Here is a 23,239-nt window from a genome sequence, read left to right as displayed (position 1 = left end):
TCCCGCCTCCGTTCTGCTGGTGCCGCCATTCCTCGATCGAGGCGGACGTGGACCGGCATTTCGAAGCAACTCGGCTCCCGCCCCATCCGACCTTGAACTTTCACTCGTCTACCGCTGGATCCTGCCGTCTATCGGCGTCAGAAGCCCGGCGCTGGCCGCTCTCGTCGGCGACCGGGTGTCGGCTAGGGCTGGCAGCCGCCAGCCCTTCACCAGGCCGTAGATTGCCGGGATGACCGCCAGCGTCAGCACCGTCGACGAGATCATGCCGCCGATCATCGGCACGGCGATGCGCTGCATGATCTCCGATCCGGCCCCGGTACTCCAGAGGATCGGCACCAGCCCTGCGATGATCGCCACGACCGTCATCATCTTCGGTCGCACCCGTTCCACCGCTCCGACCATGATCGCGTGATGCAGGTCGTCCCGCGTGAAGGGGCGCTTTTCGCGGTCGCATTCCTCACGGCGTTCGCGAAGCGCCTGGTCGAGATAGATCAGCATGATCACACCCGTCTCTGCCGCCACGCCAGCAAGCGCGATGAAGCCGACGACCACCGCCACCGAGGCGTTAAAGCCCAGCCACCACATCAGCCAGATGCCGCCAACGAGCGCGAAGGGCAGCGACAGCATGACGATGAGGGTCTCGGTCAGCGCTTTGAAGTTCAGGTAGAGCAGCAGGAAAATCAGCGCGAGGGTCAGTGGCACGACGATCGCGAGGCGCGCTTTTGCCCGTTCCAGATACTCGTACTGCCCGCTCCAGGCGACCGAATAGCCTGATGGAAGCGACACGCTCTTCGCGACGGCTTCCTGAGCTTCGGAGACATAGCTGCCAAGATCGCGGTCGGCGATGTCGACGAAGATGTAGACCGCGAGCTGGCCGTTTTCGGTCCGGATCGTTGTCGCACCGCGTTCGAGCTTGACGTCGGCGACAGCACCGAGGGGCACCGTTCCGCCGCCGGGAAGCGCGACCTCGATGTCGCGCGCGATCGACTGTGGATCGCTTCTGAAGGCCCGCGGATAACGGACGGCGACGCCGTAGCGCTCCCTTCCCTCGACGGTCAAGGTGACCACCTCGGACCCAAGCGCCGTGGCGATGACATCCTGCACGTCACCGATGCTGAGGCCGTAGCGCCCGAGCGCGGTGCGGTCCGGCACGATGTCGAGGAAGTATCCGCCTATGACACGCTCGGCGTAGGCGCTGGACGTGCCGGGGATGGCCTTCAGTACCGTCTCGATGTCGCGCGCCACCCGCTCCATCTCCTTGAGGTCAGTTCCGTAGACCTTGACGCCGACGGGCGTACGGATGCCGGTCGACAACATGTCGATGCGGGCGCGGATCGGCATGGTCCAGGCGTTGGAGACTCCGGGGAACTGAAGAGCTGCGTCCATCTCCCGCTTGAGGCTGTCGATGGTCACGTCTGGCCGCCATTGCGACTTCGGCTTCAGAGTGATGATTGTCTCGAACATCTCCGTCGGGGCCGGATCGGTGGCAGTCAGCGCCCGTCCCGCCTTGCCGAAGACCGTCTCCACCTCCGGGAAGGACTTGATGATGCGGTCCTGGGTCTGCATCAGCTCAGCCGCCTTGGTCACCGACAGGCCGGGCAAGGTCGTCGGCATGTACATCAGCGTGCCTTCGTTGAGGGCCGGCATGAACTCGCTGCCGATCTGGCGCGCCGGCCACACCGTTGCGGCAAGCGCGGCGACCGCGAGCAGGATCGTCAGCGTCTTCGCCTTAAGCACGCCGTGAATGATCGGGCGGTAGGTCCAGATCAGAAAGCGGTTGAGCGGGTTCTTGTGCTCCGGCACGATCCGGCCGCGCACGAATAGGACCATCAGTGCCGGAACGAGTGTCACCGATAACAGCGCAGCTGCCGCCATGGCGAAGGTCTTCGTGAAGGCAAGCGGTCCGAACAGCCGCCCCTCCTGCGATTCCAGCGTGAATATCGGCAGGAAGGACACGGTGATGATCAGTAGGCTGAAGAACAGTGCCGGGCCGACCTCGCTTGCCGCTTCTATCAGGACTTCGGCTCTGGGCTTGTCGGGCGGCGCGCGCTCAAGATGCTTGTGGGCGTTCTCGATCATGACGATCGCCGCATCGATCATCGCACCGATGGCAATCGCTATGCCGCCAAGGCTCATGATGTTGGCCCCTATGCCCAGCGCCCGCATCGCGATGAAGGAAATCAGGATACCGATCAGCAGCATGATGATGGCAACGAGCGCACTCCTCACATGCAGGAGGAAGACGATCGTCACCAGTGCGACGATGATCGACTCCTCGACCAGCGTGCCCTTGAGCGTCTCGATCGCCGCCTTGATCAGCTCCGAACGGTCATAGACGGGCACGATCTCGGTGCCAGCCGGCAGGCTATCCTTGATCGCCGCCAGGCTCTTCTTGGCGCTGTCGATGACGTTGAGGGCATTTTCGCCGACCCGCTGCAGGACGATGCCGCTTGCGACCTCGCCTTCGCCATTCAGCTCGGTGATGCCGCGCCGCTCGTCGGGAGCCGTCTCTACCCGCGCCACGTCGCCGAGGCGCAGCGGCGCACCGCCTTCGGTCATCAGCACGATGTTCTCGATGTCCTTGATGCCTTGCAGATACCCGCGGCCGCGAACCATGAATTCGAACTCGGAAATCTCGACCGTCCGCCCGCCGACGTCGCGGTTGCTGGCGCGCACTGCGTCGGCAATCTGCTTCAGCGTCACGTTCTGGGCGCGCAGGCGCGCCGGATCGACGACGACGGAGTATTGCTTGACGAAACCACCGACGCTCGCGACTTCGGCCACGCCCTCGGACTTCGAGGCGGCGAAGCGCACGACCCAGTCCTGCAAAGAGCGCAGTTCTGCGAGCGACAGTTCCTTGGCGACAAGGGCGTACTGGTAGACCCAGCCAACACCCGTCGCGTCCGGGCCGAGGCTCGGCGAGACGCCTTCGGGAAGCCGGCTTGCGGCGGCGTTGAGGTATTCGAGCACGCGGCTTCGCGCCCAATAGGGATCGGTCCCGTCCTCGAAGATGACGTAGACGAAGGAGATGCCGAAGAAGGAGAAGCCGCGCACAACCTTCGACCGCGGCACCGTCAGCATCGACGTCATCAGCGGATAGGTGACCTGATCCTCGACCACCTGCGGTGCCTGGCCGGGATAGTCGGTGAAGACGATGACCTGAACGTCCGAGAGGTCGGGAATGGCATCGAGCGGAAGCGAGCGCAGGGAGTACACGCCCGCGGCGATCGCAAGCGCGGCTCCAACGATGATCAGCACCAGATTGCGGGCGGACCAGGCAATGACGTTCGAGATCATGGTTTCACCTCGTCCGCAGTGAGCGCGCTTAGCGCCGCATTGAGATTGCTCTCGGCGTCGAGCAGGAAGTTGGCGGAGACAACGATCTTCTCTCCGGCTTCAATGCCTTTCCTGATTTCCGTCCGCTCGTCGCCGCGCGCTCCGAGCGCGACGTCACGCGGTTCGAAGCCACCTTCGCCCTTGTCGACGAACACCACCTGTCGGTCGCCCGTGTCGATAACGGCGCTGTTGGGCACCGCGACGACCGGGGCGGTGGCACCGGAGGCGATCTCGACTTCGGCGTACATGTTCGCGATCAGCAGGCCCTCGGCGTTGGAAAGCTCGATCCTCACCTTGGCGGTGCGCGTCTGCGTCTGAAGCTCGGGATAAATCAGATCGACTGCGCCCTCGAAGGTCTTGCCAGGCAGGTTCCGCACCCGGACCGTCGCATGCGCGCCTTGCCGGATGGTCGCGGCATCGAATTCGGGTACGTCCGCGATCACCCACACCTTCGACATGTCGGCAATCCGGAAGAGGACATCGCCAGCCTCGGCCATCATGCCGGTCGTCGCGCTGCGTTCGAGGACGACGCCATCGCTCGGGGAGAGATAGGCGATGCTTCTGGGCACCGTCCGGCTCCGGGCGATCGCTTTGACCGTCTCTTCCGGCACGCCGAGATTGCGCAGTTGCAGCGCGCCGCCGACGTCAAGATCCGGCTTGCCGCCACCGCGCAGTTCAGTGGCGTATTCGGCCCCGGCCTTGGCGATGTCCTTCGAGAAGAAGTGGAAGAGCTCGTCGCCCTTCAGCACCCGGTCACCAGTCGTCACATCGGCGACGCCCTCGATGAAGGCGTTCGCGCGCATCGAGACGATCCGCACCAGGCGCTCGTCGAACGTGACCGTTCCAGGCACCCGCACCTGGCGGCTGACGACGGCGTCTCTGCCGTCGCCGTCTTCACCCCGGTCCGCTGTAACTTGCCGAGCGAGACCTTCACGACGGAGTTGTCCGCCTCCTCTCCCTCGTATACGGGAAGATAGTCCATGCCCATGGAGTCCTTTTTCGGCACCTTGGAGGTGTCTGGAAGGCCCATGGGGTTGCGGTAATAGAGTACTTTTCGCTCGCCCGCCGTCGGCGTGGCTTCAGCCTTTTGGGGAGCAGCCTTCTTCACCGTGTCGAAGGAGATGTCCTCGCTCTCGCGCACGGCAACGAAAGCACGACCGTCTGCGGTCTCTCTCGGTGTGGCCGAGTATTCCGGCGAACCGTCTGGACTACGATAGTAGATGACCTTGCCGGTCGGCATGACTGCAGAGGGCATGGTTTCCCCGAGCGCTTGCTCGGAGAAGATCCTGTTGATGTGGGTGGCAAGGCTTTGCGTGCCCGCCACGTAGCCTCCCCCGCCGGCAACGGCGAGGGAGCTAACGAGGGGCAGGAATTTGAAGGTCTTCACGGCGTCGCCTGCAGATCGAATTCGCCCTGGACGGTTTCGGCCTCACCCTGGACCTTTGCCGCCAGCTTGAAGCGCCAGCCGCCCTCCATGCTGAGGTTCGTCTTGAAGCGGTAGACACCGGGCTCCGTCGGCGGCAGGGCCTCGACCGGGGTGGTCATCGCTTCCATGCCTTCCGGAGCCATGTCCATTCGGGTGGTGAAGATTATGGCGTCGCAGACGGGTTTTTCGGTCCTCTTGTCGACGAGACGGACTGCGACGGTCGCCTCGGGGCCTTGCGCGACCTCCGACTGAACGAGCTGGAACTCGTAGTCCGTCGCAGCGGCGTGGGATTGGGTAGTTGCGACCAGCGCAATGGAGAGCGATGCGAGCAGTGTTCTCGCAGAAGATTTGATTGCAGTCATAAGAATCTCACCCAGGACGGGCACATCGGCCGCATCCCTGAAAAATCATCATAGTCGGATGCTTCCGCCATCTCGGACAGAGCAAATCCAGCGGATCAAAGGGTGAGATCAGGCTTTGGGAGGCCGTGCCGGCGGTTCGACGAGAGCAGACGGCAGACGGTTTTCCTGCAGGATCGGATGCGACAGTTCGCGTGCCGACAGATCGACGCGCCAGCTATTGGCCTTGCTGCCGTGCGCCAGGATGATGGAAGAGCAGACGAGCGCGAGAGGACACGTATTGCCGCAATCGTTCTTCTGAACGGGTTGTTGCTCCGGGCAGCAGGACATGTCGTCCACGCCTGTCATGGCATCCATCTGCATGTCGGATGAAAGGGCCATGGCGCTCGCAGCCGTGCTGACGCTCACGGGACCGATTACGATCCCGAGCAACGCCAACACACAGAGAAAGCGCCGGAGCGCAACGACAACGAACATGTAGCTATGCTTGTATGGCGCGACGTTCATTGGAAGCCGGTCACGGAAAGTTGCGACCGACCGCCGCATCCATCACGTGTGCACCTCATCAGAGTTTCGCCAGCGACTGTTCGAGGTCGGCGATGATATCGGAGACATCCTCGATGCCGACCGACAGACGCACGACATCGGGGCCGGCGCCGGCCGCCACCTGCTGCTCGGGCGTCAGTTGCCGATGGGTGGTCGAGGCCGGGTGGATTACGAGCGAGCGTGTGTCGCCAATGTTCGCCAGATGCGAGAACATTTCCAGCCCCTCGACGAAGCGTTTGCCCGCCTCGTAACCTCCCTTGAGGCCGAAGGTGAAGACGGCGCCGGCACCCTTCGGCGAATAGCGCTGCTGCAGCGCGTGGTTGGGGTCATCCTCAAGCCCGGCATAGTTGACCCACGAAATCTTGTCCTGCGCCGTCAGCCATTTGGCGACCGCAAGCGCGTTGTCGCAATGGCGCTGCATGCGCAGCGGCAGGGTCTCGGCACCGGTCACTAGCATGAAGGCATTGAACGGAGAGATTGCCGGGCCGAAATCGCGCAGTCCCAGGACACGCGCGGCAATGGCGAAAGCGATATTGCCGAAGGTTTGGTGCAGCACGACACCGGCATATTCCGGACGGGGCTCCGAAAGCATCGGATACTTGCCCGACTTCGACCAGTCGAAGGTGCCGCCGTCGACGATGACGCCGCCCATCGAATTGCCATGGCCGCCGATGAACTTGGTCAGCGAATGCACGACGATATCGGCACCGTGCTCCAGCGGCCGCAGCAGATAGGGTGTCGCCATGGTGTTGTCGACGATCAGCGGCAGGTCGTGCTTGCGGGCGACCTCGGCGATCGCCGCGATATCCACGAAGGTGCCGCCGGGATTGGCGAGGCTCTCGATGAAGATCGCCTTGGTGCGCCGGTCGATCTTCGCCTCGAACGAGGCCGGATCACCAGGATCGGCCCAGCGTACCTGCCAGTCGAAGGACTTGAAGGCGTGGCCGAACTGGTTGACCGAGCCGCCATAGAGCCGGTTGGCTGCGACGAAATTGTCGCCCGGGTTCATGATCGTGTGGAAGACGAGCAGCTGAGCCGCATGGCCGGAGGCAACGGCCAGCGCAGCCGTGCCGCCTTCGAGCGCCGCGATGCGCTCCTCCAGCACCGCCTGGGTCGGGTTCATGATACGGGTGTAGATGTTGCCGAACTGCTGGAGGCCGAAGAGTGCCGCGGCATGGTCGGTGTCGTTGAAGACGAAGCTCGTCGTCTGGTAGATCGGCGTCGCCCGCGCGCCCGTGGTCGGATCGGGCTGTGCCCCTGCATGAATTGCGAGCGTGTTGAAACCAGGGTTGTCCTTCGTCATTTCGTCCCTCCCATGACCAGAGCGCGGCCGCCAGCCGGCGCGCCGAGGACGCTCTATCACCTTGAATCTGCGTGTGATCCGCTATCGAACCTCCGTGGCCCAGCGCGGAGGTGGCGGCACTATTCCAGAGCCTACGTGTGCGGTCAAAGAGGATTTTTACGAAACTGACGGTTGCGCAAGCCGCAGCCGTTCTGCGGGCCGAGATCAGCCGATCAGGCGCGGATATTCGATTGCCGGACAGCGATCCATGACCACCTTGATCCCGGCCGCTTCCGCCTTCGCCGCTGCGCCGTCGTGGCGCACCGAAAGCTGTCCCCAGATCACCTTCGGCAGCGTGTCCAGCGCCAGGATCTCGTCAACGAGCGCCGGCAAGGCATGGGCGGCGCGGAAGACATCGACCATGTCGATCGGTTCCTTCACGTCGGCGAGCCGGCCGACGACGGTCTGGCCCTGAATGGCCTTGCCGACATGGCCGGGGTTGATCGGGATCACCCGATAGCCCTTGCGCAACAGGAACGCCATGACCCGATGGCTCGGCCGCTCGGCATTCGGCGAGGCACCGACGAGAGCGATCGTCTTGGTCTCGCGCAGGATGTCGGCGAGATAGTAGTCCGGATAGGCGTCGTGATTCATGTGGGGCTTTTGATCCATCTAATTAAACGGCCGTATAATGGGGCCGCTCCCTTCCAAGTCAACTGCGTGCAGCAATGCGCCTCAGACCCTGACGCAATACAAGACTTTACGGTTGCATTTGCGTGCGAGCGGCGCGACAAGCTTCACAAGGCCCGCCAAATCGTTTCCGAGGTTCCATCTTGCCGCTTGAAGTCATTGCGCTCGTCCTGTTCGGGGCGTTGTTGCACGCGACCTGGAATGCCCTGGTCAAGGCAGGCTCGGAAAAATCGCTCGACGCAGCAATGATCGCGCTCGGGGCCGCCGCCGTGGCCATCCCCTTCCTGCCATTCCTGCCCTTGCCGAAGCCGGAAGCGTGGCCCTACATCCTGGTTTCGGCCCTGTTCCAGTTCGCCTATTTCCAGCTTGTCGCCGCCTCCTATCGCGCAGGCGATATCGGCCTCGTCTATCCGCTGATGCGCGGTACTGCGCCCTTGATCGTCGCGGCCACCAGTGGCGCGCTGATTGGCGAACAGCTTACCTTCGGTACGATGCTCGGCATTCTGACAATCTCTGTCGGCGTGCTGACGCTCGCCTTCGAGTCCAGAAAGGGCGGCAAACACGCGATCGTGCTCGCCCTCCTCAACGCCTGCGTCATCGCCAGCTACACCTTTGTCGACGGCATCGGCGCCCGCGTATCGGGCAATGCGATTTCCTACACGCTGTGGATGGCGCTGTTGCCGCCGGTGCTGCTCTTCGCCTGGGCCTTTGCCCGCCGCGGCGTCAAGCCGGTCGCCCGCCACGTCTACAAGAACTGGTGGCGGGGCCTCATCGGCGGCGCCGGATCGATCGGCGCCTATGGCCTGGCGCTCTGGGCGATGACCAAGGCGCCGGTCGCAACCGTCGCCGCCCTTCGCGAAACGTCGATCCTGTTTGCGGTGGTGATCTCGGTCGTGTTCCTCAAGGAACCGGTCAGTGTCTGGCGCATCGCCGCCGCCTGCGTCATCGCGCTCGGCGCGCTGCTGCTGAAGCTGGCCTGACGACGCCGCAGATCAGTCTTCCTTCCACTCCGGCATGCGCTTGCCGAGGAACGCGCCAATGCCGTCCTCGGCGTCACGGGCCAGCATATTCTCGACCATGACGCCGACGGCGTAGTCATAGGCCTGCGGCAGGTCCATCTCCGCCTGGCGGTAAAAGGCTTCCTTGCCGATCTTCAGCGCCTGCGGCGACTTCGAGGCGATCACGGCCGCATATTTGTCGACCACCTGGCGCAGGTACTGCTGCGGCACGATGCGGTTGACGAGGCCGAAATCCTTGGCGGTCGAGGCATCGATGGTCTCGCCGGTCAGCAGCATCTCCATCGCCTGCTTGCGGTGCGAGGCACGCGTGAGCGCGACCATCGGCGTCGAGCAGAAGAGGCCGATATTGACGCCCGGCGTGCAGAAGGTGGAGCTGTCGGTACAGATCGCGAGGTCGCAGCTTGCGACAAGCTGGCAGCCGGCGGCCGTTGCGAGCCCGTCGATTTCAGCGATGACGGCTTGCGGCAACCGGGTGATCTTCAGCATTAAGTCTGCGCAAAGGCGGATCGTTTGTTCAAAGAAGGCCCGGCCCCGGTCGTCGTCTTCGCGATGCGCGGTCATTTCCTTGAGGTCGTGCCCCGCCGAAAACAGCTTGCCCGACGCGGAAAGCACAACAACCCTGATTTCCTTGGAGGCGGCGACGGCATCGAACTCGGCGTGCAGCGCCTCCATCATGGCGATAGACAATACATTGGCCGGCGGGTTGTTCAGCGTCAGCCGCAACACCGGCCCGGAGCGTTCGCGCAGCAGCAGGCCGTTCTGCTCTTCCTTCTTGAACGATACCACTTCGGCCATCTCTTTCTCCTGAAACTTGAACTCGGGCTTGGTGGTACGCCGGACACGCGCGCGGTGCAAGCTGAGCGCAGAACCAGGCGGCGCGTTCCGTCTACGACCTTTTTCCGCCTTGCGTCCGGCCGTCGGCCGGTTTCAGGTGGCGGGCGAATATGTTGAAGGATGCAATGCATGACCATCGAGCCGATCATGACCGTCGACGAACTCAACCGGTTTCTCGACACGGATTTTCCGCAGGTCCACACTGATGGCAAGGTTTTTCACGTCACGGCGGCAGGCCCAGCCTTTGCCACCATGCGGCTCGATCCGAACGAAAGGCACATCCGTCCGGGCGGCACCGTCTCAGGCCCCACCCTCTTCGCGCTTGCGGACGTTTCCGCCTATATCGCGCTGATCGCCCATATCGGTCCGGTCGCGCTTGCGGTTACCACAAACCTCAATATCAACTTCCTGCGCAAGCCCGAGCCGGAACCGCTCGAATGCACCTGCCGCATCCTCAAACTCGGCAAGCGCCTCGCTGTTCTCGACGCATCGATCGTCAAGGTCGGTGACGACGATCTCGTCGCCCATGCAACGGCGACCTATTCGATTCCACCACGTTAAAGTATGGTATCGAAATACCACATACGTAACTCGTTGTTTTTACTAGAGTTTATTTCCATCGCGCAGATTTCACGTTCTTGACGCTTGTTTCACACTTGCGTATAAGCTGCCGCAGATCGCGGTCCTCAGGGGCCGCTTTCTTCTTTTGTCCGGGAAACCGGGCAAAACCAAGCAACAAGAAACGCCCGGCGGTTCGCCGCCCGGGTCCAAAGAAAGAGTTCAGATATGGCAACCTTCGTTCAGAAGCCTGCAGAGGTGGAGAAGAAGTGGATCATCATCGACGCCGAAGGCCTCGTTGTTGGTCGCCTCGCTTCCCTCATCGCAAACCGCCTGCGCGGCAAGCACAAAGCTACCTTCACCCCGCATGTTGACGACGGCGACAACGTCATCGTCATCAACGCCGAGAAGGCAGTTCTGACGGGCAAGAAGTACACCGACAAGAAGTACTACTGGCACACCGGCTACCCCGGCGGCATCAAGGAGCGCACCGCGCGCCAGATCATCGAAGGCCGCTTCCCGGAGCGCGTCATCGAGAAGGCCGTCGAGCGCATGGTTCCGCGTGGTCCGCTCGGCCGTCGCCAGATGAAGAACCTGCGCGTTTACGCAGGCGCCAACCACCCGCATGAAGCACAGCAGCCGGCCGTCCTCGACGTCGCCAAGCTGAACAGCAAGAACACAAGGAGCGCCTAATAATGGCCGACCTTTCCGCTCTCAAGGACATCGCCACGACCGCGGAACCGGCTGCTCCGGTTCACGTCAAGAAGGTCGACGCCCAGGGTCGCTCCTACGCGACCGGCAAGCGTAAGAACGCTGTTGCCCGCGTATGGGTCAAGCCCGGCTCGGGCAAGATCACCATCAACGGCAAGCCGTACCTCGACTACTTCGCTCGTCCGGTTCTGCAGATGATCCTGCAGCAGCCGATCGTCGCAGCTGCCCGTGACGGCCAGTTCGACATCGACGCGACGGTCGCCGGTGGCGGTCTCTCCGGCCAGGCCGGTGCCGTTCGTCACGGCATCTCCAAGGCCCTCACCTACTTCGAACCGGGCCTGCGCTCCGTTCTGAAGCGCGGTGGCTTCCTCACCCGCGACAGCCGCGTGGTCGAGCGTAAGAAGTACGGCCGTGCGAAGGCACGTCGTTCGTTCCAGTTCTCGAAGCGTTAATCGCTTCCAAACTGCGACACTTGGAAAGGCGGGGCTTTGCTCCGCCTTTTTTTGTTATCATCGCCCCCACCATATCCCGCAGCATCGATCCTCCGAGGCACAGCATGGCAAGTTCCCCCGTCGCCAAGACCCCAGAGCCGCCCTACTACATCGTGACATTCTCCTCGCGACGGACGGCCGGCGATCACGGCTACGACAATATGGGCACGGAGATGGAGAGGCTGGCGCGCGAACAGCCAGGTTTTCTCGGGCTCAAAAGCGTGCGCGGTGCTGATGGCTTCGGCATTACCAATTCCTATTGGGCGGACGAGGAGAGCATCGCGGCGTGGAAAAGTGACGTCCGGCATCTGACCGCCCAGCGGCTCGGCCGCGAGCGCTGGTACGAGGACTACCAGGTGCGCGTCGGCAAGATCGAGCGGCAATACGGGTTCGAGCGCTCATAGGGCCCCGGCAGTCGCCATTCCCGGCCGCTTCAGATCGGTAGTTCCGTCGTCGACTTGAGTTCACGCAACACGAAGCTCGAAACGACCGTGCGCACGTGCGGATTGCGCATCAGGTAACGCGTCATGAAGGCATCGTAGCTTTCGACGTCGGTGGCCCGGATCTTCAGCATGTAATCGAAGGTGCCGGATAAAGCGTAGCATTCCATGATCTCCGGCCGATCGCGCACCAACGCCGAGAAGGCTGCGATCGCCTCGTCATGATGATCCTCCAGCGTCACGTGAGCGATGATGCAGAGTTTCAGATCCAGCTTTGCCGGGTCGAGAAGCGCCACACGCTTACGGATGACCCCGTCCGTCTCCAGTTCCTGCAGCCGCCGCCAAGCCGAGCTCTGCGACATGCCCGCCTTTTCCGCCAGCTCCGACAGCGACTGACCGCTATCGGCTTGAATCAGCCGTAACAATTTGCGCAACGGCTGGAAATTTTCCTTCACATCGGGCGGCATACCGAAATTTCCTCTCGCCAACAGGCGACGACCTGACAACTCTGAAACAAATACTCGCTCCATCAGCGATACAATTGCAACAGAAAGAGTTGTTCTGACGACATGAGGAGACGTCATGACCAAGGAAAGCACATACACCGCCAAGCTACCGGAGCCTGACGGCACATATCTTTACACCCCGGAAGAAGATGCGATCTGGGGCGAGCTCTATCAGCGGCAGATGAAGCTTCTCGCTGACAAGGCCTGCGACGAATATCTGGAAGGAGCAAAGACGCTCGACCTGGGGCCGTATCATGTGCCGCAGCTGAAGGACGTGAACCGCCGTCTTGCGGAAACCACCGGCTTCGGCGTCGAAGGCGTGCCGGCGCTCATTCCGCCGTCCCGTTTCTACGAGCTTCTGTCCCAGGGCAAGTTTCCGCTGGCGACCTTCATCCGCCGGCGTGAGCATATCGACTACATCGAAGAGCCCGACATCTTTCACGAAGTCTTCGGGCACTGCCCGCTGCTCACCAACCAGAGCTACGCCCACTTCGTCCGTCGCTTCGGCGAGAAGGCCGCTTCGCTCGGCAAAGGTTACTCCTGGCATCTGTTCCGGATCTTCTGGTTCACCGTCGAGTTCGGCCTGATCAACACGCCAAAGGGCCGCCGCTGCTACGGCGCAGGCATCGTCTCTTCGCCGAACGAGACGCGCAACGCCATGGAGACACCAGGTGTCGAGTTCCGGCCGTTCGACCTGATGACCGTGCTGCGCACGCCCTATCGCATCGATATCGTGCAGCCTATCTATTACGTGATCGACAGCTTCGCCCAGCTCGAAACGATCATCGAGGAAGATATCGCCGCGCGCATCACTGAAGCGAAGGCGCTTGGCGACTTCGCCCCGACCTACGAAGCCAAGGCTTCGTAATCGCGGAAGAATCGGCCGGCAGGGCCTTGCCTTGCCGGCGACGATTGTCCAACGTCTCGCCACCACAAGTTAGAGCGGGATACGAGCACACGGCTCTCTTCATCCCGCTCTGAAGTAGAGACGGGACATGGCCAACAGGACAATCGATCATGCGCTGACGGCGCGCTCACTCACATCGGCGGCATCCGATCCGACGCATGCCGGCATTCTCTCCTTCATGCGCCGCAAATATTCGAAGCAGTTGAAGGGTATCGACGCCGTCGTCTGGGGCATTCCCTTCGATGCCGCCACGTCCAACCGTCCTGGCGCCCGCTTCGGGCCACAGGCGATCCGTCGCGCCTCCGCCATCTTCGACAACGATCCGCAGTACCCCTTCGAGCGCGACCTCTTTGCCGCGATGGCGACGATCGACTACGGCGACTGCCTGCTCGACTATGGCAACCATTCGAAGACGCCGGCGACGATCGAGCGCGAAGCGGTGAAAATCATCAGAAGCGGCGCTTATCTGCAGACGCTCGGCGGCGACCACTTCATTACCTATCCGATCCTGAAGGCGCAGGCGGCCATCCACGGCCCCCTCGCCCTCGTGCAGTTCGACGCACACCAGGATACCTGGCCGGACGAACGGGGGCGGATCGATCATGGCTCCTTCGTCGGACGTGCCGCGCGCGAGGGCCTGATCGATACCGACGCCTCCATCCAGATCGGCATCCGCACCCACGCACCCGAAGAGTGCGGTATTCGCATTCTCTATGGCTATGACGTCGAGGAAATGAGTGCTGCCGAGATTGCCGAAACGATCATCCGGCAGGTCGGCGAACGCAAGGCCTATCTCACCTTCGACATCGATTGCCTCGACCCGGCCTACGCGCCCGGCACCGGCACGCCGGTTGCCGGCGGCCCGTCAAGCGCCAAGATCCTCTCGGTGCTGCGCAAGCTCGGCGCCCTGACGATTGTCGGCAGCGATGTCGTCGAAGTGGCACCCGCCTACGACCATGCCGAAGTCACCGCAATCGCGGGCGCCACTGTCGCCATGTTCATGCTGGGACTGCATGCGGAGAAACTTGCGGAACGCGCACCGCTGCGCTGAAGAACCGTATCGCCGTTGCGACCAGGGGCGGCTGCTTGTATAGGAACTGACAGGGCTGGCGGCGGTCCGCCGGCCTGTTGAGAAATTGATTCAATTCTATGCCAGAATGATTCCGGAACTATCCGTAAATCACTGACAGAACGGGAAAATCATGAAACCGAAGATCTTCATCGATGGCGAACACGGCACCACGGGCCTGCAGATCCGCACGCGCATGGCCGGCCGCAGCGACCTCGAACTGCTTTCCATCCCGGAAGCGGAACGACGCAACGCCACGATGCGCGAAGATCTCCTGAACGACGCCGACATCGCCATTCTGTGCCTGCCGGACGATGCGTCGCGCGAAGCGGTTTCAATGGTTTCCGGCAACAACAAGGTGCGCATCATCGACACGTCGACGGCACACCGCATCGCCCCGGACTGGGCCTATGGCTTTGCCGAAATGGACAAGGCGCAGCCGGAGAAGATCCGCGATGCACGCCACGTCGCCAATCCCGGCTGCTATCCGACCGGCGCGATCGGCGTGATCCGGCCGCTACGCCAGGCCGGCATCGTGCCCGACGGCTACCCGGTCACGGTCAACGCTGTTTCCGGCTACACCGGCGGCGGCAAGCAGATGATCGCGCAGATGGAAGACGAAACCAATGCGGACCACATCAGCGCGCCGCACTTCCTCTATGGCTTGCCGCTCAAGCACAAGCACGTGCCCGAAATGAAGATGCACGGCCTGCTCGACCGTGCGCCGATTTTCGCTCCCTCGGTCGGCAAATTCGCGCAGGGCATGATCGTCCAAGTCCCGCTCTATCTTGAGGATCTTGCCGCCGGCGCAACGCTGGAGACGATCCACTCGGCGCTGGTCGAGCACTATGCCGGGCAGTCGATCGTCGAGGTCGTGCCGCTTGCGGAAAGCGAGAAGCTCGCGCGCATCGACGCGACCGAGCTTGCCGGCAAGGACACGATGAAGCTCTTCGTCTTCGGCACCGCCGGCGGCAATCACGTGAACCTCGTCGCCCTGCTCGACAATCTCGGCAAGGGCGCTTCGGGCGCGGCCGTCCAGAACATGGACCTGATGCTGTCGGCCTGATCGGCGGCAGCCTGGAAAAACAAAAGACCCCGGCGAGCCGCTCGTCGGGGTCTTTTTTTATCACATATGTTGAAGCGTCAGTCGCGCTGCTCGATCGCCGTCGGCCGCGGATATTCGCCGTAGAAACCACGCCAGTGGGCGATGGTGAAACCGAGCACGACAAGGGCACCGCCCTGGTGTAGCACGCCCCAGCCGATCGGCACCTGCAGCACCAGCGTGGTGATGCCGATGACCGCCTGGGCTGAGACGAGCAGAAACAGAAGCACAGAGCGCCGCGCATGGGTCGTCTCAGGAGCAGCCCTCAGAGAGGCAATCATGTGCATCAGCGCGAAGGCAAACAGCACATAGGCGCCTATCCGGTGAACGAACTGCACCGTCTTCGGATTCTCGAACAGATTGATCCACCAGGGCTGCTGCAGGAACAGGTCCTGCGGAACGATCGCTCCATCCATCAGCGGCCAGGTGTTGTAGCTGAAGCCGGCGTCGAGTCCGGCGACGAGCGCGCCGAGATAGATCTGGAACAGGCTGAAGATGGCGATGATCATTGCCATCTCGCGCGAACGATCCGTGGGCGCCGTGTCGTTGGAATGCGGACTGAGCCCACGGAAGATCCACATACAAGAGGCGAAGATCAGACAGGCAATGACGAGGTGCGTCGCCAGCCGATACTGGCTGACCTCTGTGCGCTCGACGAGGCCGGAAGAAACCATCCACCAGCCGATGAAACCCTGAAAGCCGCCAAGGGCGAGGATGCCGAGAAGCGGCATCCGGAGCTTGCGCTCGACCCGGCCGGTCAGCCAGAAGAACGCGAGCGGCAGAGCGAAGATGATCCCGATGGTGCGGGCCAGCAGGCGATGCGCCCATTCCCACCAGAAGATCGTCTTGAACTCGTCAACCGTCATGCCGTTGTTCATCTGCTGGTACTGCGGAATGCGCTGATAGAGCTGGAACTCTTCTTCCCACTCGGCGGCCGAAAGCGGAGGGATCACACCGTGGATCGGCTTCCATTCGGTGATCGACAACCCCGATTCCGTGAGGCGTGTTGCACCACCGACAAGCACGAGCGCAAAGAGCGTGAAAATAACGACGGCGAGCCAGCCGCGGATCTGCCGGCGGTTGCGCTCGGTCTTGCCGATCTCGTTTCGAAGCATCTGTTCTGTCGCCATTTCGACGCCGGCCATTATTTTGCCTCTGGTATCGCAGGGTTGTTGGCGGCGCGACCGGACGGATCAACGGTCGCACCTTTCGGAAAGCCGTTGATTTGCACCAGAGCGGCATGCAAAACAAGACCGAAACCTTTGCGGCATGCCGTCGCGGTCGGCCCGCGCCCATGCAAGCCATCTGAAAGAAGTGAAATGCCCGTACGCCTCAGAAAGCTGATCGGCACGATCCTGATCATCATCCTCGTCGTCGTTTACGCACTGGCTGCCGTCACCTTTGCCTCGCTGCTGCTCGGCGCCGCACCCTGGTGGGTGCATCTGGCCTACTTCTTCTTCACCGGCCTGCTCTGGATATTGCCAGCCATGCTGATTATCAAATGGATGGAAAAGCCGGCTCGCGATCGCTGAGCCAAAGCGCAGCGGCCATTCGAGGAGACGCCCGTGAGACTTGCAGTCATCGCCGATATCCATGGCAACGATCTCGCGCTCGAGGCCGTTCTCGCCGACATCGATGCGCTCGGTATCACCGACATCGTCAACCTCGGCGATCACGTGAGCGGCCCGCTCAATGCAGCGCGCACTGCCGACATCCTCATGAAGCGCGCGATCCCCTCGATCCGAGGCAATCACGATCGCTATCTGTTGACAGTCGACCCCCGGGACCTGGGGTTATCGGATCGCTCTGCCTACGATGAATTGCAGCCGGAGCACCGCGAATGGCTGGCCACCCTGCCCGTCGCGCACGTCCACAGGGAAACGTTCTTCCTGTGCCATGCGACGCCGACGAACGATGAAACCTACTGGCTAGAGGCTTTGACGACCGACGGCACCGTCCACATGGCGCCGCGTTCGGCAATCGAGGCTGAAGCCGCCGGCATCAATTATCCGGTCATCCTTTGCGGGCACACGCATATCCAGCGCGCCGTCCGCCTTTCTGACGGCCGCCTCGTCGTCAATCCCGGCAGCGTCGGCTGCCCAGGTTATGACGACGACCAACCTGTGCCGCACAAGGTCGAGGCGGGTTCGCCGGACGCACGCTACGCCGTCGTCGAGCAGACGCCGTCAGGATGGGGCGTCACGTTCCGCAACGTTCCCTATGATTGGATGACGATGTCCCGGCTCGCAGCCAGTCGCAACCGGCTGGAATGGGCAAAGGCACTGGCCACGGGCTTTCTCGACTGAACGGCCGCGCCGCTGGCCCGGCAACGCTTCACGCTTTGCTAACTGCGTTCCCGGGTTATTCTCAAATGCCGTTCATAAGAGCTATCGCATTAAACGGATCGTAGCCGGCTTGAGGTTCAATCGCTCGGCAACAGGGACCGGATGGCACCTTCGATGACGAACTCCGATCTGACCATGGAAGGCTCCGGCGACCGTCGCCCGCGCGCGTCCATGCGTGTGGGTCCGTCCGATGTCACGCGCCGCTTCGATATTTCGATCCACCGCGCCATGGAGCCGCTGGAGGCCGAATGGCGTTCGCTCGACGGTCTTGCCGGCAACTCGCTGCATCATGCCTACGACTGGTGCCGTGCCTGGGCAGAGACGCACGGAAGCGATCTCTTGCTGCTGCGCGTTGCGTTCGATGGCGAGCTTTTCCTCATTCTGCCGCTGGAACTCAGGCACGGGCGCCTGTTTCGAACAGCCCGCCTGATCGGAACGGAACACAGCAACCTCAACACGGGGCTCTTTGTCGACGGCGCCTCCGCAGTCATGACTCCGGCACTGGCCCACGCCTTGGCCCGGGATATTCGAACGGCGCTCCGCGGCCTTGCGGATGTCGTCATGCTCGACCGGATGCCGAGCGAGTGGCGTGGTGGCGTCAGCCCCTTTGCCGCACTTCCAGGCATCGCAAACCCCAATTCGTCATTCCAGCTGCCCCTCCTCGGCAGCATTCAGCTCACACTGGCACAGATCAACGCCAAGCGCCGCCGCAAGAAGATGCGCATCTCCGAACGACGACTGACAGAGATGGGTGGCTACGACTATGTGATCGCCCGCACCCCCAGCGAGGCGCAGGCGTTGCTCGATACCTTCTTCCGGCAGAAGGCGACGCGCTTCGCAACACTCGGCCTTCCCGACGTCTTTCAGGACGCCGAGACACAGGCCTTCTTCCATGCGCTTGCCTCCCATCAGCACGGCAACCCACAGCTCATGCAGCTCAACGCCATCCGGCTTAGGGGAGAACACGAGGGGCGGGTCGTTGCCGTCGCCGGGATTTCGCTCAAGGGCGACCATGTCATCTGCCAATTCGGCTCGATCGACGAGGCGCTGGCAGGCGAAGCAAGTCCGGGTGAATTGCTGTTCTATCGGATGATCGAACGCCTCTCGACGCAAGGCGTGCGCCTGTTCGATTTCGGTGTCGGCGACCAACCCTACAAGCGGTCCTGGTGCACGATCGAGACGCCGTTGCGTGACATTACATTACCGGTGACTCTCCCGGGGCGCCTTGCGGCCCTGCGCCATCACCTTGTCGTGCGTGCAAAGGCAGCGGCGAAGTCGAACAAGGCCGTTTACGCTCGCCTGCAGCGAGCAAGGCGGTTCAGACAAGGCAAAGTCGATTCACAAAGCACCGCGGACTGAAGGGCTGGACAGCAACAGCCCGCGTTGACTTCTCGCAGTCGGCACGCCGTCGTCGGTTAGGCGGCATCCCGGTCAGGATACTCCGGATCGGCTGCCTGCCCCGTCATGAGAACGATGTCGCGATAGCCGGCCGCACCGAAGCCGGTCAGAACCTCGACGATCCGCTCATCACTGACCGACGGCGCCGAGAGGATGATCTCTGCGCCATCGCGGCCGGCAATCTTCTCGACAGCCATTTCGTCCGCCGGGCCGCACTCGACCAGAACGAGATCGTAGGCGTTGGTCAGGGCGTCGATGATCATCTTCAGCCGTTCGATGCCCCGCATCGCCTGCCGCGGATCGGCATCGCCCTGAGGAATGACGTGTGCATCGGAGAAGCGGTCGGCGTGGATCGTATCGGTGAAGGGCACCTCACCCGCCAGCAGGTTGGTTATTCCGGGAAGCTGCGGCGAGCGCGCCATCAGGCGCGTCGGGCAAGCCGAACCGGTCAGGTCGATCAGCACCACTTTGATATCGTCCTCAGCCAGCAAGCGCGCCAGCATCACGGTTGCGGTCGATCCTTCGTCTCCGCCCGGCGATACCGAAATCGCAACACGCACGCCGGTGGCGCGAAGATGTTCCGCCACCGCCTCGATCGAGAAGTCCGGTTCGGCGGCGGCCTCCACGGTGTCCGTATCTGCAGCCGGTATTTGCGCCGCCGGCAGCAGTTCGACTGCATCATCATCCTCGGTGACAGGCGCCACTTCAGGCTGCGTGTCCGCTGCCCCGATCGAGATATCGGTGGCGGTGGCGGCCAAGGCCGGCCGCGGGCGAACCGGTGCCAGCCGCTCGCCGGTTGCCGAAACCGGACGCAGCGCCCGGCCGCTGAACAGTTCGCCAAGCATGATCACGACGCAGCTCAACAGGAACGTCGCGAGGGCGGCAACGATCGTGATCGGCAGCACTTTCGGGAAGCTCGCGCTCGTCGGAACCACAGCGCTTGAAATCACACGTGCATCGGCGGGTGTCGCATTTTCCACCGTGCGCGACGTCGCCTCGCGGTAACGTGCGAGGTAGGTCTCGAGCAACTGACGTTGCGCGGTCGCTTCGCGCTCCAGCGCACGCAGTCCCACCTCTTCCTCGCCGGCCTGTGCGGACTGAGCCTTCAGCGCGTTCAGCTGCTGGACGAGCTGCTGCTCGCGCAGTTCGCCGACCTTGGCCTCGTTTTCCAGGCTCGCCAGGATCTTGCGCGTCTCGCTGCGAATCTGTCCGCGTATGCCTTCGAGTTGCGATTTCAGTGCCTTCAGGCGTGGGTGGCCATCCAGCAATGTCGTCGAAAGGTCGGCAACCTGCCCCTGCAGATTCGCTTCGGTCTCCTTCAGCCGCTGGATCATCTGCGAGCCGACGACGTCGGTGATCGTGTCCGCCGCCCGGCCGCTTGCAAGGGCCGAGCGCACGCCGGCAGCGCGTGCCTCCGCATTGGCGCGCTCGCCGCGCACCCGGGTCAGCTCGGTCGAAATATCGGTCAATTGCCGCGTCGCGAAATTCTCGGTCTCGCCGGTCGGCAACAGATCGGACGAAGAGCGGTAGGCGGCAACCTTCGCTTCCGCATCCCGCACCTTCTCACGCAGATTGGCGATCTCCGGTTCCAGCCAGCGGGTCGCCTCGGAATTGGTGTCGAGCTTCGCGCCGCTTTGCAACGTAAGGAAGACCTTCGCCATTTCGTTCGGAATGGCGGCCGCGAGCTGGCGGTTCTTCGAGGTGAAGGCGATCGCGATCACGCGGGACTTCTCGACCTGATAGACTTGGAGCTTGTCGTTGAATTCCTTGAGCACCCTCTCCTCAGGCGGCATCTCCAAGGGGTTCTTCTTGAGGCCGAGCATGACGAGAAGATCCGAAAGCGCCGAGGGCGCCGCCGATGGATCGAATTCCTTCAGCTCATAGAGCTTCATATTGCGCGCGACCTGCTTGATGAGGTCGGCCGAACGCAACACCTGCACCTGGCTGAGGATCCCGGATTCGTCGAAGACACGATCGGCGCCGGCCTGCGAAGACTGATTTGGGCCGCTAAACTCCGGTTCGCGCGATTCGATCAGCACGCGGGTTTCGCTTTGATAGTCCGGCGCAATCATCTTCGCCGCACCGAAGGCGAGTGCTGTCACACAGGCTGTTGCGAGCAACACCTTGACGCGCCGATCCCAGACAGCGCGAAACAGGCCGCCGAGGTCGATATCCACATCCTGTTGACCGCTGCCGCTTCCCGACATGCTACTGGCTCCGAACCCTCAAATTTTGCCGGAGGGTAAATGAACATGGTAACGCAAGGGTTAATGCAATCAACTTCCGGGTGATAAACCCCTCTCCGTTGCAGCGATACGGCGCAAAAATTCTACCGCGAGTTTACCGGCTATTAACCCTAACGGATCGATAACGTCTGAAAAGGTGGGTCGTTTCCGGAGCCTATGAACCGCATGTCAACCGCAGCTATCAAGACAGGTCTCGCGATCACGGCGGCAGTGCTGTCGATGTTGCTCAGCGGTTGCACAAGCTACCAACCGGCGCCGAAGGCTTTCAGCGAAGCCACGATCCAGCCCTACCGCCTCGACAGCGGCGATCGCCTGCGCATCAACGTCTTCGAACAGGCTGGCCTCAGCGGCACCTATACGGTCGACCAGGCCGGTTACGTCGCCTTTCCGTTGATCGGCACGGTCGCCTCACGCGGCAAGACCCTGCCGGAACTCGAAGGCATGATCGCCGCCAAGTTGCGCCAGGGCTATCTGCGCGACCCCGACGTGACGATCGAGGTCGATCGCTACCGCTCGATCTTCATCATGGGTGAAGTCGGCCAGGCCGGACAATATGCCTACGTGCCCGGGATGACCGTGCAGAATGCGATTGCCGTCGCCGGCGGTTTCTCGCCGCGTGCCAACCAATCCAACGCCGACATTACCCGCAAGATCAACGGCCGCATCATCACCGGCCGCGTTCCGATCACCGACGCGGTTCTCGCCGGCGACACGATCTACGTCCGCGAACGCCTGTTCTGATCTCGATGCAGCAACAGCGTCCCCTGCGCATCATCCATTGTTTCAGATCGCCCGTCGGCGGAATTTTCCGCCATGTGCGCGATCTTGCCGAGGCGCACGCCCGCGCCGGCCATGAGGTCGGCATTCTCTGCGACAGCACCACCGGGAGTAGTCACGAGGATTCACTGTTCGACGAGATCCGGCCCTATCTGGCGCTCGGCCTCGTTCGCATGCCGATTCACCGCTCAGTCGGGCCGTCGGATCTTGCCGCGCTATGGCGCGGCTACAAGGAAATCAGAAGTTTGCGACCGGATGTGTTGCATGGGCACGGCGCCAAGGGTGGCGCCATTGCCCGCCTCATCGGTTCAGCCTTGCGGGTCAACAGGTATCGCGTAGCCCGCCTCTATTCCCCACATGGGGGGAGCCTCCACTATCGCCGCCGCTCCCTGATCGGGCGGCTTGTCTTCCCGCTGGAACGGGTTCAGGAGCGGCTCGCGGATGCGCTCGTTTTTGTCTGCGACTTCGAGCGCCAGACCTATTTCACCAAGGTCGGTGCGCCGCGTGTACGGCACGAACTGATCTACAACGGGATCGACGACGGGGAGTTCGAGGTGATCGCCCCCCGGCCGGATGCTGTCGATTTTCTCTATATTGGCATGATGCGGGACCTGAAGGGTCCCGATTTGTTTGTGGAGGCGTTCGCGCGGACCGAGCGCCTCGTCGGGCGACCGCTTTCGGCGTTGATGATTGGCGACGGCCCACAGCAGCAGGAATATAGCGAACTGATGCTGCAGCAAGGTCTGAGCCGCCGTATCAGGATGCAACCGGCGATGAAGACCCGTGAGGCGTTTACGCTGGCGCGCAACGTCGTCGTTCCCTCGCGGGCCGAGTCCATGCCCTACATCGTCCTCGAGGCGCTTGCGGCGAGAAAGCCGGTCATTGCCAGCCGTGTCGGCGGCATCCCGGAAATACTGGGGGCCGCCAGCGCCGCGCTCGCCGAACCGGCCGACGTTCAGTCACTGGCCGCCATCATGGCGCGCTCGATCAGCGAGAAGGACTGGGCGGTGCGGGTCATGCCTGAGCCGAACACATTCAAATCGCGATTCGCCGCTTCGGTAATGTCGTCCGATATGCTAGAGCTCTATCGGGAATTGTGCCGTTACCAGCCCTCCACGGATAGCGTGTCGTCTACAACGTAAGCGTTTCTTAGTGGCTTTCTGCTATCCGGACTGAGGGACTTCAGCGCCGGAAGAC

The 23,239-nt window shown here is 62.5% G+C and carries 22 protein-coding genes and 1 pseudogene; 13 read left to right on the top strand and 10 right to left on the bottom strand.

Translation table 11 applies throughout. The features are described 5' to 3' along the window. Positions 1 to 108 precede the first annotated feature (108 nt). The 6 genes and pseudogenes from BLU35_RS04785 to BLU35_RS04760 all read right to left on the bottom strand — a co-directional run bounded on the left by BLU35_RS04785 (position 109) and on the right by BLU35_RS04760 (position 7,603). On the bottom strand, positions 109 to 3,297 hold the full coding sequence (locus BLU35_RS04785) for an efflux RND transporter permease subunit (RefSeq protein ID WP_093232247.1): 3,189 nt from the start codon (positions 3,295 to 3,297) through the stop codon (positions 109 to 111). Further along, positions 3,294 to 4,723: pseudogene (locus tag BLU35_RS04780) on the bottom strand (efflux RND transporter periplasmic adaptor subunit). Before BLU35_RS04780 ends, BLU35_RS04785 begins: the two are co-directional and overlap by 4 nt. Beyond that, positions 4,720 to 5,124 (bottom strand): FixH family protein, encoded by a 405-nt coding sequence (locus BLU35_RS04775; RefSeq protein ID WP_093232246.1) that lies wholly within the window; start codon positions 5,122 to 5,124, stop codon positions 4,720 to 4,722. The pseudogene BLU35_RS04780 and the gene BLU35_RS04775 overlap by 4 nt, the downstream one beginning before the upstream one ends. A 108-nt stretch (positions 5,125 to 5,232) precedes the next feature. Continuing rightward, the gene (locus BLU35_RS04770) at positions 5,233 to 5,598 is read right to left on the bottom strand and encodes a hypothetical protein (protein WP_502688130.1); all 366 of its coding nucleotides are present in this window, start codon (positions 5,596 to 5,598) and stop codon (positions 5,233 to 5,235) included. 88 nt (positions 5,599 to 5,686) lie between these two features. Continuing rightward, positions 5,687 to 6,970 (bottom strand): O-acetylhomoserine aminocarboxypropyltransferase, encoded by a 1,284-nt coding sequence (locus tag BLU35_RS04765; RefSeq protein WP_093232244.1) that lies wholly within the window; start codon positions 6,968 to 6,970, stop codon positions 5,687 to 5,689. Positions 6,971 to 7,174: 204 nt separating this feature from the next. Next, entirely contained in the window at positions 7,175 to 7,603 is a 429-nt protein-coding gene (locus BLU35_RS04760; RefSeq protein WP_093232341.1) for a CoA-binding protein, read from the bottom strand. A 179-nt stretch (positions 7,604 to 7,782) separates the two neighbouring features. Between BLU35_RS04760 and BLU35_RS04755 the strand changes: the two genes are divergently transcribed. Beyond that, the gene (locus BLU35_RS04755) at positions 7,783 to 8,619 is read left to right on the top strand and encodes an EamA family transporter (RefSeq protein WP_093232243.1); all 837 of its coding nucleotides are present in this window, start codon (positions 7,783 to 7,785) and stop codon (positions 8,617 to 8,619) included. Positions 8,620 to 8,631: 12 nt separating this feature from the next. On the opposite strand, the gene BLU35_RS04750 is transcribed toward BLU35_RS04755, so the two are convergent. Then, complete coding sequence (locus BLU35_RS04750) at positions 8,632 to 9,453, bottom strand: enoyl-CoA hydratase (protein ID WP_093232242.1); 822 nt, start codon at positions 9,451 to 9,453, stop codon at positions 8,632 to 8,634. A 168-nt stretch (positions 9,454 to 9,621) separates the two neighbouring features. Between BLU35_RS04750 and BLU35_RS04745 the strand changes: the two genes are divergently transcribed. The 4 genes from BLU35_RS04745 to BLU35_RS04730 all read left to right on the top strand — a co-directional run bounded on the left by BLU35_RS04745 (position 9,622) and on the right by BLU35_RS04730 (position 11,656). Beyond that, entirely contained in the window at positions 9,622 to 10,053 is a 432-nt protein-coding gene (locus tag BLU35_RS04745; RefSeq protein WP_093232241.1) for a PaaI family thioesterase, read from the top strand. 225 nt (positions 10,054 to 10,278) lie between these two features. Continuing rightward, positions 10,279 to 10,743 carry a 50S ribosomal protein L13 gene (gene rplM, locus BLU35_RS04740; RefSeq protein ID WP_057252379.1) on the top strand — a complete coding sequence of 155 codons (465 nt, stop codon included), beginning with the start codon at positions 10,279 to 10,281 and terminating at the stop codon, positions 10,741 to 10,743. A 2-nt stretch (positions 10,744 to 10,745) separates the two neighbouring features. Continuing rightward, entirely contained in the window at positions 10,746 to 11,213 is a 468-nt protein-coding gene (rpsI, locus tag BLU35_RS04735; RefSeq protein ID WP_057252381.1) for a 30S ribosomal protein S9, read from the top strand. A gap of 104 nt (positions 11,214 to 11,317) precedes the next feature. After that, the gene (locus BLU35_RS04730) at positions 11,318 to 11,656 is read left to right on the top strand and encodes an antibiotic biosynthesis monooxygenase family protein (RefSeq protein WP_093232240.1); all 339 of its coding nucleotides are present in this window, start codon (positions 11,318 to 11,320) and stop codon (positions 11,654 to 11,656) included. Between the two features lie 29 nt (positions 11,657 to 11,685). Here BLU35_RS04730 and BLU35_RS04725 read toward each other — a convergent pair whose 3' ends face one another. Continuing rightward, positions 11,686 to 12,159, bottom strand: coding sequence for an Lrp/AsnC family transcriptional regulator (locus tag BLU35_RS04725; RefSeq protein ID WP_057252385.1), 474 nt, complete (start codon positions 12,157 to 12,159; stop codon positions 11,686 to 11,688). 115 nt (positions 12,160 to 12,274) lie between these two features. On the opposite strand from BLU35_RS04725, the gene BLU35_RS04720 reads away from it, so the two are divergent. The 3 genes from BLU35_RS04720 to argC all read left to right on the top strand — a co-directional run bounded on the left by BLU35_RS04720 (position 12,275) and on the right by argC (position 15,240). Further along, complete coding sequence (locus BLU35_RS04720) at positions 12,275 to 13,066, top strand: phenylalanine 4-monooxygenase (protein ID WP_058329374.1); 792 nt, start codon at positions 12,275 to 12,277, stop codon at positions 13,064 to 13,066. 127 nt (positions 13,067 to 13,193) lie between these two features. Continuing rightward, on the top strand, positions 13,194 to 14,156 hold the full coding sequence (gene speB / locus BLU35_RS04715; RefSeq protein ID WP_093232239.1) for an agmatinase: 963 nt from the start codon (positions 13,194 to 13,196) through the stop codon (positions 14,154 to 14,156). A gap of 151 nt (positions 14,157 to 14,307) precedes the next feature. Then, the gene (gene argC, locus BLU35_RS04710; RefSeq protein WP_057252391.1) at positions 14,308 to 15,240 is read left to right on the top strand and encodes an N-acetyl-gamma-glutamyl-phosphate reductase; all 933 of its coding nucleotides are present in this window, start codon (positions 14,308 to 14,310) and stop codon (positions 15,238 to 15,240) included. 77 nt (positions 15,241 to 15,317) lie between these two features. On the opposite strand, the gene BLU35_RS04705 is transcribed toward argC, so the two are convergent. After that, on the bottom strand, positions 15,318 to 16,421 hold the full coding sequence (locus BLU35_RS04705; RefSeq protein WP_093232238.1) for a COX15/CtaA family protein: 1,104 nt from the start codon (positions 16,419 to 16,421) through the stop codon (positions 15,318 to 15,320). Between the two features lie 174 nt (positions 16,422 to 16,595). Between BLU35_RS04705 and BLU35_RS04700 the strand changes: the two genes are divergently transcribed. From BLU35_RS04700 to BLU35_RS04690, 3 genes are all read left to right on the top strand, one after another. Next, complete coding sequence (locus BLU35_RS04700) at positions 16,596 to 16,808, top strand: DUF2842 domain-containing protein (protein ID WP_057252395.1); 213 nt, start codon at positions 16,596 to 16,598, stop codon at positions 16,806 to 16,808. 33 nt (positions 16,809 to 16,841) lie between these two features. Next, on the top strand, positions 16,842 to 17,582 hold the full coding sequence (locus BLU35_RS04695; RefSeq protein WP_057252397.1) for a metallophosphoesterase family protein: 741 nt from the start codon (positions 16,842 to 16,844) through the stop codon (positions 17,580 to 17,582). A gap of 153 nt (positions 17,583 to 17,735) precedes the next feature. Beyond that, positions 17,736 to 18,980, top strand: coding sequence for a GNAT family N-acetyltransferase (locus BLU35_RS04690; RefSeq protein WP_093232340.1), 1,245 nt, complete (start codon positions 17,736 to 17,738; stop codon positions 18,978 to 18,980). A gap of 56 nt (positions 18,981 to 19,036) precedes the next feature. On the opposite strand, the gene BLU35_RS04685 is transcribed toward BLU35_RS04690, so the two are convergent. Next, positions 19,037 to 21,226, bottom strand: a complete 2,190-nt coding sequence (locus BLU35_RS04685; RefSeq protein ID WP_093232237.1) for a GumC family protein — start codon at positions 21,224 to 21,226, stop codon at positions 19,037 to 19,039. A gap of 204 nt (positions 21,227 to 21,430) precedes the next feature. Between BLU35_RS04685 and BLU35_RS04680 the strand changes: the two genes are divergently transcribed. Together BLU35_RS04680 and BLU35_RS04675 are read left to right on the top strand one after the other, a co-directional pair. Further along, on the top strand, positions 21,431 to 22,006 hold the full coding sequence (locus tag BLU35_RS04680) for a polysaccharide biosynthesis/export family protein (protein WP_093232339.1): 576 nt from the start codon (positions 21,431 to 21,433) through the stop codon (positions 22,004 to 22,006). A gap of 5 nt (positions 22,007 to 22,011) precedes the next feature. Then, the gene (locus tag BLU35_RS04675) at positions 22,012 to 23,184 is read left to right on the top strand and encodes a glycosyltransferase family 4 protein (protein ID WP_093232236.1); all 1,173 of its coding nucleotides are present in this window, start codon (positions 22,012 to 22,014) and stop codon (positions 23,182 to 23,184) included. Positions 23,185 to 23,239 lie beyond the last annotated feature (55 nt).

Origin of the sequence: Sinorhizobium sp. NFACC03 (assembly GCF_900103435.1) — a bacterium.
Taxonomy (GTDB): Bacteria; Pseudomonadota; Alphaproteobacteria; order Rhizobiales; family Rhizobiaceae; genus Ensifer.
Note: the sequence above shows the minus strand (reverse complement) of the source record. Positions and strands in the feature narration are given on the sequence as shown.